At 49.3% G+C, this 14,439-nt stretch carries 14 protein-coding genes; all 14 read right to left on the bottom strand.

Annotation, left to right across the window (positions count from 1 at the left end; genetic code table 11):
• Nucleotides 1-14: 14 nt before the first annotated feature.
• Nucleotides 15-1,412 carry a F0F1 ATP synthase subunit beta gene (atpD, locus tag IB286_RS01275; protein WP_190761848.1) on the bottom strand — a complete coding sequence of 466 codons (1,398 nt, stop codon included), beginning with the start codon at nt 1,410-1,412 and terminating at the stop codon, nt 15-17.
• A gap of 46 nt (nt 1,413-1,458) precedes the next feature.
• Nucleotides 1,459-2,322, bottom strand: coding sequence for a F0F1 ATP synthase subunit gamma (gene atpG, locus IB286_RS01270; RefSeq protein ID WP_190761847.1), 864 nt, complete (start codon nt 2,320-2,322; stop codon nt 1,459-1,461).
• Between the two features lie 60 nt (nt 2,323-2,382).
• Nucleotides 2,383-3,927: a F0F1 ATP synthase subunit alpha gene (gene atpA / locus IB286_RS01265; RefSeq protein WP_190761846.1), complete on the bottom strand. Its 1,545-nt coding sequence runs from the start codon at nt 3,925-3,927 to the stop codon at nt 2,383-2,385.
• A 45-nt stretch (nt 3,928-3,972) separates the two neighbouring features.
• Nucleotides 3,973-4,509 carry a F0F1 ATP synthase subunit delta gene (locus IB286_RS01260; RefSeq protein ID WP_190761845.1) on the bottom strand — a complete coding sequence of 179 codons (537 nt, stop codon included), beginning with the start codon at nt 4,507-4,509 and terminating at the stop codon, nt 3,973-3,975.
• 11 nt (nt 4,510-4,520) lie between these two features.
• On the bottom strand, nt 4,521-4,991 hold the full coding sequence (locus tag IB286_RS01255) for a F0F1 ATP synthase subunit B (RefSeq protein ID WP_190761844.1): 471 nt from the start codon (nt 4,989-4,991) through the stop codon (nt 4,521-4,523).
• 55 nt (nt 4,992-5,046) lie between these two features.
• The gene (atpE, locus tag IB286_RS01250) at nt 5,047-5,283 is read right to left on the bottom strand and encodes a F0F1 ATP synthase subunit C (protein WP_190761843.1); all 237 of its coding nucleotides are present in this window, start codon (nt 5,281-5,283) and stop codon (nt 5,047-5,049) included.
• A gap of 67 nt (nt 5,284-5,350) precedes the next feature.
• Entirely contained in the window at nt 5,351-6,286 is a 936-nt protein-coding gene (gene atpB / locus IB286_RS01245) for a F0F1 ATP synthase subunit A (RefSeq protein ID WP_190761842.1), read from the bottom strand.
• A gap of 32 nt (nt 6,287-6,318) precedes the next feature.
• Nucleotides 6,319-6,711, bottom strand: a complete 393-nt coding sequence (locus IB286_RS01240) for an ATP synthase subunit I (protein ID WP_190761841.1) — start codon at nt 6,709-6,711, stop codon at nt 6,319-6,321.
• Nucleotides 6,712-6,940: 229 nt separating this feature from the next.
• Nucleotides 6,941-7,879, bottom strand: a complete 939-nt coding sequence (locus tag IB286_RS01235) for a ParB/RepB/Spo0J family partition protein (RefSeq protein WP_190761840.1) — start codon at nt 7,877-7,879, stop codon at nt 6,941-6,943.
• Between the two features lie 18 nt (nt 7,880-7,897).
• On the bottom strand, nt 7,898-8,737 hold the full coding sequence (locus IB286_RS01230; protein WP_190761839.1) for a ParA family protein: 840 nt from the start codon (nt 8,735-8,737) through the stop codon (nt 7,898-7,900).
• 29 nt (nt 8,738-8,766) lie between these two features.
• Nucleotides 8,767-9,393: a 16S rRNA (guanine(527)-N(7))-methyltransferase RsmG gene (gene rsmG / locus IB286_RS01225; RefSeq protein WP_190761838.1), complete on the bottom strand. Its 627-nt coding sequence runs from the start codon at nt 9,391-9,393 to the stop codon at nt 8,767-8,769.
• A 1-nt stretch (nt 9,394) separates the two neighbouring features.
• Nucleotides 9,395-11,293, bottom strand: coding sequence for a tRNA uridine-5-carboxymethylaminomethyl(34) synthesis enzyme MnmG (mnmG, locus tag IB286_RS01220; protein WP_190761837.1), 1,899 nt, complete (start codon nt 11,291-11,293; stop codon nt 9,395-9,397).
• A gap of 403 nt (nt 11,294-11,696) precedes the next feature.
• Entirely contained in the window at nt 11,697-13,598 is a 1,902-nt protein-coding gene (locus IB286_RS01215; protein ID WP_190761836.1) for a response regulator, read from the bottom strand.
• The gene (locus IB286_RS01210) at nt 13,595-14,389 is read right to left on the bottom strand and encodes a hypothetical protein (protein ID WP_190761835.1); all 795 of its coding nucleotides are present in this window, start codon (nt 14,387-14,389) and stop codon (nt 13,595-13,597) included. Before IB286_RS01210 ends, IB286_RS01215 begins: the two co-directional genes overlap by 4 nt.
• Nucleotides 14,390-14,439 lie beyond the last annotated feature (50 nt).

Genomic DNA, 14,439 nt, shown 5'->3' with positions numbered 1-14,439 from the left:
CTCGGAGACCGAGCTTACAGTTTGCCTGCTTTTTCGACCGCTTCTTCAATGGTACCAACCATGTAGAAGGCCTGCTCTGGCAGGTGGTCGTAATCGCCGTTCAAAATGCCTTGGAAACCGCTGATAGTGTCTTTCAGAGACACGTATTTACCTGGGCTACCAGTGAACACTTCCGCAACGTGGAATGGCTGAGACAGGAAGCGCTCGATTTTACGTGCGCGCTCAACAGTCTTCTTGTCGTCTTCAGACAATTCGTCCATACCCAGAATTGCGATGATGTCTTTCAGCTCTTTGTAGCGCTGCAGAACAGTCTGAACACCGCGAGCCACTTCATAGTGCTCCGCGCCAACCAGCAGTGGGTCCAACTGACGAGAAGTTGAATCCAGTGGGTCTACCGCAGGGTAGATACCTTTTGCAGCAATATCACGGCTCAGTACAACAGTTGAGTCGAGGTGAGCAAAGGTGGTTGCTGGTGATGGGTCGGTCAAGTCATCCGCAGGTACGTATACCGCTTGGATAGAAGTGATAGAGCCAGTCTTGGTTGAGGTGATGCGCTCCTGAAGAACACCCATCTCTTCCGCCAGAGTTGGCTGGTAACCTACCGCAGAAGGCATACGACCCAGCAGTGCAGATACCTCGGTACCGGCCAGGGTGTAACGGTAGATGTTGTCAACGAACAACAGTACGTCACGACCTTCGTCACGGAATTTTTCAGCCATGGTCAGACCAGTCAGAGCAACACGCAGACGGTTGCCTGGTGGTTCATTCATCTGACCGTAAACCATTGCTACTTTAGATTTGCTGAATTCCTGAACGTTTACAACGCCAGCTTCCTGCATCTCGTGGTAGAAGTCGTTACCTTCACGAGTACGCTCACCAACACCCGCGAATACAGACAGACCGCTGTGCTCGGTTGCGATGTTGTTGATCAGTTCCATCATGTTTACGGTTTTACCAACACCCGCACCACCGAACAGACCAACTTTACCGCCCTTGGCAAACGGGCAAACCAGGTCGATTACCTTGATGCCAGTTTCCAGCAGGTCAGCAGAGGCTGCCAGCTCTTCGTATTTAGGTGCAGCGCGGTGGATTTCCATGCGCTCTTTTTCACCGATGGGGCCACATTCGTCGATGGGGTTACCCAGTACGTCCATGATACGACCCAGGGTTTCGATACCCACGGGCACTTTGATTTTTTCTTTGGTGTTGCTTACATCCAGTCCACGACGCAGACCTTCAGAAGAACCCAGCGCGATAGCGCGAACTACGCCGTCGCCCAACTGCTGTTGTACTTCCAGGGTCAAACCGCTGTCGGTAACTGTCAGTGCATCATATACCTGCGGTACCGCATCGCGTGGAAACTCCACGTCGATAACGGCGCCGATAACTTGTACGATACGTCCGCTACTCATTGTCCGGTCCTCTTAAACCTTAAAATTCAAAATCCGTCACGCTGTCTTAAGATACAGCCGCTGCACCGCCCACGATTTCTGACAGCTCTTGGGTAATTGCTGCCTGGCGGGCCTTGTTGTAAATCAGCTGTAGTCCATCAATCAGATCACCAGCGTTATCGGTGGCGTTCTTCATCGCGATCATTCGTGCCGCTTGTTCACAAGCACCATTTTCAACAACCGTCTGATACACCTGAGACTCTACATAACGCGTTAACAAACCTTCCAACAACTCTTCTGGATTGGGTTCGTAAATGTAGTCCCAGTGATGCTTCAGGCTTTCGTCTTCCTCTGCTTCCAGTGGCAGCAGCTGACGAACGAAAGGTGTTTGCGTCATGGTGTTAACAAACTCGTTACCGACCAAGAACAAACGATCGATACGACCTTCGCTGTAAGCGTCCAGCACAGTCTTAACACTACCGATCAGGTCGCCAACGGTTGGGGCTTCGCCCATGTCGCGTACTGCAGCAACAACATTACCGCCAAAGTTGCGGAAGAAGCTGCCGGCCTTAGCACCGACCAGACAAAGATCAACGTCAACACCTTGATCGCTCCAAGACTTCATAGAGCGAATGGCCGCCTTGAACAGGTTGGTGTTCAAGCCACCACACAGTCCGCGGTCAGTAGAAACAATCACGAATGCCACGCGCTTAACGTCGCGTTGCTCCATGTACTGGTGACGGTATTCTGGATTGGCGTTTGCGATGTGCCCTACCACAGCGCGCATGCGCTGAGCATAGGGTTTACCCACTTCCATGCGATCTTGAGCTTTACGCATTTTACTGGCGGCCACCATTTCCATGGCGCTAGTAATTTTCTGCGTGCTCTTGATGCTGGAAATTTGGGTGCGTATTTCTTTTGCACCTGCCATTTAAATCATCCTCAAGCAGTAAAGCGGCATTAATTAAAAACTAATGCCGCTTCATCCGTCTTACCAAGTCTGGGTTGACTTGAACTTCTCGACCAGTTCTTTGAACTTGCCTTCCAGTTCATCGTTCCAGTTACCTGAATCTGCGATCTCTTTCATTACCGCGCTGTATTCAGCGTGGGCAAATGATTGCAGGGCTGATTCAAAATCCAGAACTTTAGCAACGTCGATATCTTTCAGATAACCTTCGTTAGCACAGTACAGAGACAAGGCCATATCGGCGATATTCAATGGGCTGTACTGTTTCTGTTTCATCAGCTCGGTAACGCGCTCACCCTGAGCCAGCTGAGCCTTAGTGGCTTCATCCAGGTCAGAAGCAAACTGCGAGAACGCCGCCAGTTCGCGGTACTGCGCCAGCGCAGTACGGATACCGCCAGACAGCTTCTTGATAACTTTAGTCTGCGCAGAACCACCTACACGAGATACCGAAATACCGGCGTTCATTGCTGGGCGAATACCCGCGTTGAACATGTCAGTCTCAAGGAAGATCTGACCGTCAGTAATCGAAATTACGTTGGTTGGTACGAATGCAGATACGTCACCCGCTTGGGTTTCAATGATTGGCAGTGCGGTCAAAGAACCGGTTTTGCCTTTCACTTCACCATTGGTGAATTTTTCTACGTACTCTTCAGATACGCGAGCAGCACGCTCAAGCAGACGAGAGTGGAGGTAGAAAACGTCCCCTGGGTAAGCTTCACGGCCTGGTGGGCGGCGCAGCAACAGGGAGATTTGACGGTAAGCCCAAGCTTGCTTGGTCAGGTCGTCATAGATGATCAGGGCATCTTCACCACGGTCGCGGTAGTATTCACCGATAGTACAGCCAGTGAATGGCGCGATGAATTGCATTGACGCTGGGTCAGATGCGGTCGCGGCTACGATGATGGTGTGATCCATTGCACCGTGCTCTTCCAGTTTGCGCACAACGGCAGCAATAGAAGAGGCTTTTTGACCAACGGCAACGTATACACACTTAATGCCGGAGTCTTTTTGGTTGATGATGGCGTCAACTGCGACTGCAGTCTTACCGATCTGACGGTCACCGATAATCAGTTCGCGTTGACCGCGACCTATTGGCACCATCGCGTCAACCGCTTTCAAACCAATTTGTACTGGTTGGTCAACCGACTTACGCCAGATTACACCGGGTGCAACTTTTTCAATTGCATCGGTCAGTTTGGCGTCGATTGGGCCTTTACCATCAATGGGGTTACCCAGTGCGTCGATTACACGACCTTGCAGTTCTGGACCAACCGGAACTTCAAGGATACGGCCGGTACATTTACAGGTTTGACCTTCGGCGATGCCGAAGTAGTCGCCCAGTACAACCGCACCGACGGAGTCGCGCTCCAAGTTCAATGCCATGCCGAAACGGCCGCCTTCGAACTCGATCATTTCACCGTACATAACATCGGTCAGGCCGTGGATACGTACGATACCATCAGATACCGAGACGATAGTGCCCTCGTTTTGGGCTTGGGCAGATACATCGAGAGAGTCGATGCGCTGCTTGATAATATCGCTAATCTCGGAGGGATTCAGTTGCTGCATGCTCTGTTCCTCAATCCTATTTTTTAAACGCTCAGGTTTATAAGTTTAAGAAGCTACCGCTTCGGCAAGTTTCGCCAAGCGAGCCCGTACTGAACCATCAATTACTAGGTCGCCGGCACGAACCAGCACTCCACCTAGCAGACTCTTGTCCACGCTACTGCTTACCTTGACCTGACGTTCCAGTTTTTTGCTCAAAACCTCTGCCAAATTCGCTTCCGCACTGGCATCCAGAGCAAAGGCCGTGGTCAGTTCTACATCAACTGTTTTTTCCTGCTGTGATTTGTGGGCATCGAACAGCTCACTAATCATTGGCAGCAGTGCCAGGCGCTTATTGTCTGAGAGAATTTTGATAAAGTTTTTGCCACCGGCATTTAACTCGTCGCCACAAACCGCAACAAAGGACTCAGCCTGTTGTTCCGATGTTAGCGCCGGGTTGCTCAGCATTTTGGCAACGCGTACATCGCTGGCAACCGCCGAGGCGGTTTTCAGCATGGTTGACCATTCTGCCAAGGCCGACGACGCCAGGGCGTGCTCGAAAGCCGCCTTGGCGTAGGGTCTAGCCATTGTGCTCAATTCAGCCATGATTTCCTCGCTTACAGGCTTGCAGCCAGCTTGTCGAGCATGTCTTTGTGAGCAGACTCATCGATTGACGCTTCGAGAACTTTCTCTGCACCTGCCAGAGCCAGTGTGGCAACTTTAGAACGCAGTGCTTCTTTAGCACGGTTCATTTCTTGCTCCACTTCGGCCTGGGCGGCGGCTTTCAGCCGGTCACCCTCTTGGCGGGCGGCGTCTTTGGCTTCTTCTACAATTTGATTGGCGCGCTTGTTTGCGGCGTCGATAATCGATGCGGCCTCAGCCTTGGCCTCGCGCAATTGCTTGCCGGCTTTTTCCTGTGCCAGTTCCAGATCGCGACCTGCGCGATCAGCGGCATCCAGACCGTCTGCAATTTGCTTTTCACGCTCTTCCATGGCGCCGCGAATCGCTTTCCATACGAAAGCGTGGCAGAACCATACGAAGAACAGAAAGGTAATCGATTGTCCAATCAGTGTGAGATTAATATTCACGCCGATACCTCTGCTATGTGTTTACTGTAAGTGTTGTTACCAAAACCGGTTGGAGTTAAGCCAGACCAGGAACAACAACGAACAGAACGTACATAGCGATACCAACGCCGATCATTGGAACCGCGTCAAGCAGACCAGCGATCAGGAACATTTTACCTTGCAGCATTGGGGCCAGTTCAGGCTGACGCGCAGAACCTTCCAGCAGTTTACCGCCCAGCAGCGCGAAGCCGATAGCAGTACCCAGTGCGCCCAGACCGATCAACAGTGCAACAGCAATCAGTGCCAATCCCATGATAGTTCTCCTAGTTTTTTAAAGTTAAAAAGTAATGTTGTTTAAAACTCGTTTTCAAACAGTTAGATCAGTGAAACTGATCTTCTTCTTCAATCTGGTGTGCCTGCGCCATATAGACAATAGTCAGCACCATGAATACGAACGCCTGCAGGGCAATAACCAGAATGTGGAACACCGCCCACGCCCACTGCAACACACCAGCAAACAGACCCAGAACCAGACCCGCACCAAACATGGTGGCGATCAGGATAAAGATCATTTCACCGGCATACATGTTTCCGAACAAACGCAGACCGAGAGAGATCGGTTTTGAGATCCAAGCAATGGACTCCAGCGCAAAGTTGATCGGAATCAGGAAAATATTGACGTACCACTTTTCGTGGTGGAAAGGGTGCAGGGTTAGCTCTTTTACAAAACCCAAGAAACCTTTTTTGGCGATGGTGAAGAAAATCATCAGGCCAAATACAGTGAAACCCATGCCCAAAGTCACGTTCGGGTCAGTGGTGGGTACCACTTTAAAGAAGAAGTGCGGGTCGCCGGTGAGTTTGGCCATCGCCGCAGGAATCCAGTCTACCGGCACCAAGTCCATGGTGTTCATCAGCACAATCCACACGAAGATGGTCAGTGCCATTGGTGCAATCATGGCATTTTTGTGGTGGAAGCCATCTTTAACGGTGCTGTCGATAAAGTCGATCACCATTTCCACGGCGTTTTGAACACCGGTTGGCACGCCGCTATGGGCACGCTTGGCAACGCGGGCGAAAAACACCAGGAACAGGAAGCCCAGTGCAATTGACCAGAACATGGAATCGACGTGGATGGCGTTAAAACCCATCGCAGAGGCTTCTTCACCGCTGTGCGCCATAGTCCAAGTGTCGTGCTCAAGAACGTGCACATGCCCTTCGGCATCGTGACGCTCGTAACCTGCAGGTAGTTTGCCGTATGTCAGGTTGGTCAGGTGGTGTTGGATATACCCCACCGTGCTCTGTGATTCAGCAGCCATAAGTTACTCTCTAAAAAATACTTTGAATTCTGTTAGCTCTTGCGTTTAGTACCGGCAAGCAGCCCTGTATTCAGTAGTGTTGTGAGCAAATACGCTGCAAACAACACCATCACATTAATCGGTTTTACCAGTGCAAAGGTGACGGCAAAAAAACACATCACCGCAACAAATTTTCCCGCTTCACCCTTGTAAAAGCCGCGCTCTACTTCGCGCGCGCGAAGCGCGCCGGCGTATTTGAATACCTGGCGCGCAAAATAGGCATTGGACACAACGGAAATCATTCCTCCAATCAATAGCGAATACGCAGAGACGCTATCAAAGGGGACCACTATGGCACTGGCCAATAACAAGATCAGACTTTGTAATAAATAAACTTTTGTCAGCGGTGGACGGATATTATCGAGGGCTGTTCTAGGCCTTCGCATTGGGCTTGTCATCCAAATGGCCCGTCCCGACCGGTTCTGTACTTGTCAAAAAAACGGGGCGAATTATAGGATGCCAATAACGGAGTATCAACTAATATCGTTTGGACTTAAGTCGAACAATCGTGTGAATTTTCCGTCAGTTAGCAACAAATTCAGACCGTTTCTGGTCATTGTATTTCGCCTGAACCACTACATTATGTGTCTATTTTTTGTTCAGGCCCAATATCATCTACTTAATATGGTTTAGGATGCCATCCAGCTCATCGAGACTGCTGTAGTTGATCGTCAATTTTCCCTTACCTTTGGCACTGTGCTGAATTTGTACCGCTGCACCCAAGGTATCTGACAAGCGATCTTGTAGTTGCTTAATATCCGGATCGAGTTTGGCGGGCACCGCATTGGCAGTGGATTTATCTTCCTCCAGCATGCGCCGCACCATGGCTTCGGTTTGACGCACCGATAGGCCTCGGCTGACCACACTAGCGGCGGCAGCGGATTGTTGCTCCAACGGCAAACCCAATAAACAGCGGGCGTGGCCCATTTCAATATCGCCATTTTCAAGCAGCTTCTGCACGTCTTCGCGCAGCGCGGTAAGGCGCATTAAATTGGTAATGGTGCTGCGCGATTTGCCGACTAGGCTGGCAATTTCGGCATGGGTTAATTCAAATTCTTTCTGTAAACGCACCATGGCCAGTGATTCTTCCATGGGATTGAGGTCTTCGCGCTGTAAGTTCTCAATCAGGGCCATTGCCGCAGCGGTTTCGTCCGGCACTTCACGAATCAGCGTGGGTACAGTATCCAAACCGGCCAGTTGCGAGGCGCGCCAGCGGCGTTCACCGGCAATAATTTCATAGCGATCGGCACTGACTTGCCTAACCACAATCGGCTGCATAATGCCCTGGGATCGGATTGACTCAGCCAGTTCTTCCAAACCCTGCTGCTGCATATCACGCCGAGGCTGGTATTTGCCGCGCTGCAAAAATTCTATGGGAAGATTGCGCAAGCTGCCATCTGTTGGCCCTTTATCATCGCCTTCGCTATGAGTTGGCGCAGCAGCCAATGAGCTTGGCGTCGATGTAAGCTCGGTCTGCGGAGCCACTGCAACTGGTGCCGCACTGGCGCCCAGTAGCGCATCTAATCCCCGGCCCAATCCCCGTTTTTTTACCATGAACTCGTCGCCTTACTTTTAATCGCTGATTTCTTCGCTTGCCTGCGCAGTTTCTAATTCATCGCCAGAAACGGGTGTGTCTATTCCCGTTCTAGCTCGTTCGCGCCGCAGTAATTCTCCTGCTAACGCCAGATAAGCCAGCGCCCCTTTGGATTGTTTATCGTAATGCAATACTGGCAAACCGTGGCTTGGTGCCTCTGCCAAACGAACATTTCTGGGGATAACTGTACTGTAAAGGTCATTACCAAAATGCGTACGCAACTCATCGGTTACGTGATTGGTTAAGCTGTTGCGACCATCAAACATGGTGCGCAAAATGCCTTCAATCCGCAGTTTTGGATTAATCAACTGAGTCACGCGGTTAATGGTGTTAAGCAGGGCGCTTAAACCTTCCAGCGCATAGTATTCACACTGCATTGGAATAATAACGCCATCGGCCGCCGCCAACGCATTCACCGTAAGCATGTTCAGAGACGGCGGGCAATCAATCAGCACGTAGTCATAGCTGTCTGCCACTGCGGCAACCGCTTCGCGCAGACGAAACTCGCGGCCAATTTCGTTGATTAGCTCCACTTCGGCCGCGGTTAAATCTTGATTGGCCGGCAATACATCAAAACCCGAATCCGGCGCGGGCAAAGCCGTATCTGCTATCGCACGGCCATCGACCAAGACATCGTAGATTGAAAACTCAACACTGTTTTTATCTATGCCACAGCCCATGGTGGCATTGCCTTGGGGATCGAGATCAATTAACAGGATACGGCGTTTAGTGGCAGCCAGTGAGGCGGCCAAATTTACCGTCGTCGTGGTTTTGCCGACCCCGCCTTTCTGGTTGGTGATTGCGAATATGGTTGCCACTGTGAATCCCTAGAGTTGGCTGATTGAACTCAGCCGGGGCTGATCACCAACAAGTGGCGGGCTTCATAAACACCGGGCACCTGCAGTGAATAACAGTGCTCGACAATAAAGTGTTTTGGCAATTCGCTCAACTCCTGTTCGGGGTAAAGCCCTTTCATAGCCAGCAGTTTGCCTGTTTGATTGAGCAGTGGCGCACAGGCCTGAGCCATATCGTCAAGGGATGAAAAAGCCCGCGATAACACGCCATCAAAACCCTGTGTATCGCTAAATTTCTCTATGCGCTCACAGAATACGCTGACATTGCTCAGTTGAAGCTCGCGTACAGCTTCCAAAAGAAAGCGGGTTTTTTTGCCATTGCTGTCTAACAGATTGAATTCACGCTCTGGAAAACAAATTGCCAGTGGAATGCCGGGGAGCCCCGGCCCGGTGCCCACATCGAGAAAGCGTTGCCCCTGAATATGCGGTGCGATACTCAAGCTATCGAGCAAGTGTTTATGCAGCATACCTTCTGCATCGCGAATGGCAGTGAGGTTGTAGGCTTTATTCCATTTTTGCAGTAATTCAAGATACTGCCAAAGTAGCGCCAGCTGGGGCTCGGAAAGTTCGAGCCCCAGTGTCTGAGCACCGTGTTTTAGTTGTTCGCGAAGCTGTTCCACCTCAGGCTGTTTTCCTGTCTAGCAGTCCGCGTTTTTTCAGGTAGATCAGCAACAGCGAAACCGCCGCCGGCGTCACCCCGGGAATTCGTCCCGCTTGGGCCAAGGTCTCTGGTCGGGTGTCGATCAGTTTTTGTTTAACCTCGTTGGATAGGCCTTCAATACCGCGATAATCAAAATCGAGCGGCAGTGGTGTTTCTTCATGACGGCGAAGGCGCTCAATTTCTTCTTTCTGTCGAGCAATATAACCGGCGTATTTCACGTCGATCTCTACCTGCTCAGCCACAGCCTCATTCAGGTCTGAATCCGCTGTGTTTTCGCTATTTAAATTAGCAACATCGGCATACCCCAGTTCCGGACGCTTAATCAGATCCAGCAGGTTGTATTCATGACTAAGAGGTTTATCCAATTTTTCTGCCAATTGCTGTGCCGCTGCACTGCCTGGCTGTACCCATGTGCTAGCTAAGCGCTGACGTTCACGCACGATGGCTTCGCGTTTTTCACAGAAGGCCGCCCAGCGAATATCGTCGACCAAGCCCAACTCGCGGCCTTTTTCCGTTAAGCGCAGATCGGCATTATCTTCACGTAAGAGCAGGCGATATTCCGCGCGGGAAGTAAACATACGGTAGGGTTCGCGGGTACCCATGGTAATGAGGTCATCGACCAATACACCGATATAGGCCTCATCTCGACGCGGGCACCACGCCTCTTTGCCCTGTGCTTGTAAGCCAGCATTGGCGCCGGCCAGCAAGCCTTGAGCAGCGGCTTCTTCGTAACCGGTGGTACCGTTGATTTGCCCAGCAAAGAACAGACCGCCGATAAACTTGGTTTCCAGCGAATATTTCAGATCACGCGGCTCAAAGAAGTCATACTCAATGGCATAGCCCGGGCGCGTAATATGCGCATTTTCAAATCCCTTGATCGAGCGCACCAAATTGAGCTGAACATCAAAGGGTAGACTGGTTGAAATTCCATTGGGGTAAAGCTCATGGGTATTTAAACCCTCGGGCTCAATAAACACCTGATGGGAATTTTTATCCGCAAAACGGTGCACTTTATCTTCGATAGAGGGGCAGTAACGCGGGCCAATGCCTTCAATAACACCGGTGTACATCGGCGAACGATCTAAACCGCTGCGGATAATCTCGTGGCTGCGCTCGTTGGTATGGGTAATCCAGCAGCAAACCTGCTGGGGATGATCTTCACGGCGCCCCAAATACGACATCACAGGAATAGGCTGATCACCCCACTGCTGTTCTAAGCCATCAAAATTAACGGATTTCGCATCGATGCGCGGTGGTGTACCGGTTTTAAGGCGATCCACTCGAAATGGCAGTTCACGTAAACGTTGAGCTAAGGCAATGGAAGGAGGATCACCGGCGCGACCGCCGCTATGATTATCAAGGCCAATATGAATCTTACCGCCAAGGAAAGTCCCGGCCGTTAGCACCACCGTTTTACTGCGAAAGCGGATACCGGTATTGGTTACCACACCCGCAACACGCTCACCTTCAATAATTAGATCGTCAGCAGCTTGCTGAAAAATACTCAGATTAGCTTGGTTTTCCAGAATGTGGCGGATGGCGGCTTTGTATAGCACGCGATCGGCTTGAGCGCGTGTTGCTCTTACCGCAGGTCCTTTGCGGGCATTCAATACCCGAAACTGAATACCACCACGATCTGTGGCTAAGGCCATTGCGCCACCTAGAGCGTCGACTTCCTTAACTAGATGGCTTTTTCCAATTCCGCCAATCGCCGGGTTACAAGACATTTGTCCCAGCGTTTCAATATTGTGAGTTAACAATAGTGTTGCGCACCCCATTCTGGCTGCGGCTAAGGCAGCTTCAGTTCCAGCGTGACCGCCGCCAATCACAATAACGTCATAGCTATTTGGATAGTCCACGTTTACACCTGCGGAAATGGGGTTTGAAAAAGGTGGGTGATTATACGGTTATACAGGATGTCTTCAATAAATTGATGAAAAAATGAACAGTTAATTTTATATATAAGTAAGAATATATTTTCTTATGAAAGTATTCTTTTTATTTTTTTATGTTGTTATTGGGGTAGCCATATTCTGTGAATAACTAACTTAACTGCATGAAATACATTGATTTTTATATGTGGATAGTCCCTTGGAAAGACCCCGTTGAAGTCTGTGATTAAGACGTCAAAAACCGGTGTAGTGTATTGGGGATAAGTGCAGCTCGGTTTTTAACTGTGGAGAAGTGGGGATAACTCTTGGTCTTCTCAGCAGACTATAGAGAGGATGTCGACGTGTTATCCCCAGCTTGCTACTGCTGGCATTAGCGTTGCGAAGGCAGCAAATTGGCAATGGTATTACGTAATTTCAATAAGCTTACTGGCTTGGAAAGAAACTGGTTCATCCCGCTTTCAAGACAGTGTTGGCGCTCTTCAGCTAAGGTGTTGGCGGTGAGGGCAATAATAGGAGTATTTAAGCCCTTGGAGCGGATAATGCGAGTGGCTTCCAATCCATCCATAACCGGCATACGCAGATCCATCAGAATAATATCTACGGAATGCTCGGTGAGTTGCTCAATGGCTTGCTGGCCGTGATTTGCTGTGATTACGCTCATTCCCCAGCGCTGTAAGGCATTGGAGACAAGCAACTGATTTACCGGATTATCTTCGACAACCAAGGCTTTGCAGCCCCTAAGGTCGTTCAGCTCCTCGGCACTACCCTCTTCAATGCTCTCTAGCCGATGGGGTACGGTTAATGCTTTGGTTTCCCAATAAAGGCTGAATTGTGTGCCTTTTCCAAGCTGGCTGCTCATGGCCAAATCAATTTGTAGGGCTTCGCAGAGTTTTTTGACTATGGCTAAGCCCAGTCCGGAACCGGCGGTGGCATTTTGCGAAGCATTATCGGCCTGCTGAAATAATTCAAAGACGCTATTCTGCTCATTTTCCGGAATACCTATTCCGGTATCACTGATCTGCAGTTCAATCTGAATCCTGTTTTCGCCAACCTCTGTGCCCTTTAGGTTTAGCTTAACAATCCCCTCTTGAGTGAACTTAATCGCATTGCTGATTAAGTTGATCAAAATCTGGCGAAGTCGAGTCTGGTCGCTGTATATCAGCCAGTGATCAAAAAGTTCGCTTGCTTCCCAACGCAAGCCAATGCCTTTTGCGCTGGCCTGCACGAATAGAGGTGGCATTAAGCCTTCAATACAGGTTTTGACATTAAAGTAGTCGTATTGAACTTTGAGCTTGGCCTTTTCTATCTGCGAGAAATCAAGAATTTCATTCACAATCGCTAACAGGTGTTGGCTGGAATGTTTCGCGTGGGTGAGAAATTCACGCTGTTCTTCATTTAATGGGGTATCTTCGAGCAGCTGCATCATCCCGAGCGCGCCATTCATTGGGGTGCGAAGCTCATGGGTCATATTTGCTAAGAATTGGCTTTTGGCTTGGTTAGCTTGTTCGGCTTCTAGTCTGGCTTGTTCAACTTCTTCAATGTACAGCTTTAATTCATGGCGTTGCTTTTCAATGTTCTCTGCCATGTCGTTTATGTGATCGCTTAGTTCTAACAACTCACCCGAAACCTTGGTGTGTAAGCGTGAGCCTTCTTTTCCCTGGGAGATCTCAGAAGTAACCTGCTTCATTTCTTTTAGCGGTCGACTGAGTTTTCGGCTGGCTAACCAGGCCAGCCAAATACCAAACAAGGCGCCGATTACCCCAATGGTAAAGGAGGTGCGAATAATTTCTTGGCGCTGTTGCAGATAGCTTTTTAGTGAACGGCTAACAGTGACATTACCCAAGCTCAGGGGAACATCATCATCGACAATGATCTGGCCAGTAATGGGATCTTCCAGTGGAGTGGATTGTTGTATAACTACACTGCTGGCATTCAAGCTTGGCTCGCCCAGTCGAGCTGGGTTTTTCAAATCAAGAACGAAATTACCATCGCGGTCTTTGAGAGTGATTGAAATAATATCGTTATGCAGTGATGACGCTAAGATTGCATTAAGTTGAGTGGTGTCTTCACTGATAAAGGCGAGTTCACTAATAGCGGCAATATTATCGGCGATGCCTTGAGTGATTTCCTGTTGATGTTTTTTACCATCACTGAGCCTGCCAGAAACGGTATAGATGTAGAGACTAAAAAATAAGAACAAAATAGGCAGCAAGCTCACCAGCAAAATTTGCGTAAGCAGAGTTTGTTTACCAAAAATAGGGGTGCTTTTCATTTTTCACTCCCCATTTCTTCTAGGATTTCTTGTTCGTCTAACTCTCCCACACCGAGAGAGAACGCCACATTTTTGTTAATTTTTATACTGTATTCACTGGGGTAGGTGGCTTCGGGTAAGACCTTATCTTGAAGATACTTTTCCAATATTTGCACAACGGTCGCGGCGTATTGTTGGCTGTTGGAGCTTACGGTTGCTAATGCACCGGCTTTAACAAAACTGATATTGGGGCCAATAACTTTGGTGCGGTGTCGGTAGCTACTAAGTAGCAAGGATCGGATTGTTTTTTGATTATAAATTTCAACTTCAGCACTGCTTAGCAGGTAATCCACTTCTTGAATAAGGGCATTTATTTTCCGGTTTTGATCTTCATCAGTGACCGCTTCATAGCGAATATCCAGAGTGGGAAATTTAGCTTCGATTTTTTTTACGCGATCGCGATATTCGGAATTAAAAAACGGAAAGCCAACAATAGTGGGCTTGTTGTTTGACAGTATTTGAATGAGCTTGAGTTGTCTTATAAAAGCCTGTTGGCTGTAAACGGCAGTAAAATTTGGTTTTTGATTATTCCGATATAAGCTTTTATCGATGTACACGCCAAAAATTGCCGGATATTCAAGCTGGGATAATTGAATCAAATTATCTGAAATGAAAACCAGAATATCACCGCGATTGGTTTCCGGTGCTTGCTTGATGTAAGTGGTAACGGTGTATAAATCGCTTTGTTTGATTTGATCAGCGAGTTTCAGAAGTTCGGTATTTTCTGCGGGCAATACCAAATCGACTTGCACAGCAAATACGACTGCCGGCTTGGCAGCCAGCAGAAACGCACAAACTAATA

Source organism: Spongiibacter pelagi (assembly GCF_014705705.1).
GTDB classification, from domain to species: Bacteria; Pseudomonadota; Gammaproteobacteria; order Pseudomonadales; family Spongiibacteraceae; genus Spongiibacter; species Spongiibacter pelagi.
Note: the sequence above shows the minus strand (reverse complement) of the source record. Positions and strands in the feature narration are given on the sequence as shown.

Excerpts from the sequence above, each read along its gene's own strand:
- atpD (WP_190761848.1), bottom strand. The coding sequence starts at position 1,412 with ATGAGTAGCGGACGTATCGTACAAGTTATCGGCGCCGTTATCGACGTG.
- atpG (WP_190761847.1), bottom strand. The coding sequence starts at position 2,322 with ATGGCAGGTGCAAAAGAAATACGCACCCAAATTTCCAGCATCAAGAGC.
- atpA (WP_190761846.1), bottom strand. The coding sequence starts at position 3,927 with ATGCAGCAACTGAATCCCTCCGAGATTAGCGATATTATCAAGCAGCGC.
- IB286_RS01260 (WP_190761845.1), bottom strand. The coding sequence starts at position 4,509 with ATGGCTGAATTGAGCACAATGGCTAGACCCTACGCCAAGGCGGCTTTC.
- atpE (WP_190761843.1), bottom strand. The coding sequence starts at position 5,283 with ATGGGATTGGCACTGATTGCTGTTGCACTGTTGATCGGTCTGGGCGCA.
- atpB (WP_190761842.1), bottom strand. The coding sequence starts at position 6,286 with ATGGCTGCTGAATCACAGAGCACGGTGGGGTATATCCAACACCACCTG.
- IB286_RS01240 (WP_190761841.1), bottom strand. The coding sequence starts at position 6,711 with ATGCGAAGGCCTAGAACAGCCCTCGATAATATCCGTCCACCGCTGACA.
- IB286_RS01235 (WP_190761840.1), bottom strand. The coding sequence starts at position 7,879 with ATGGTAAAAAAACGGGGATTGGGCCGGGGATTAGATGCGCTACTGGGC.
- IB286_RS01215 (WP_190761836.1), bottom strand. The coding sequence starts at position 13,598 with ATGAAAAGCACCCCTATTTTTGGTAAACAAACTCTGCTTACGCAAATT.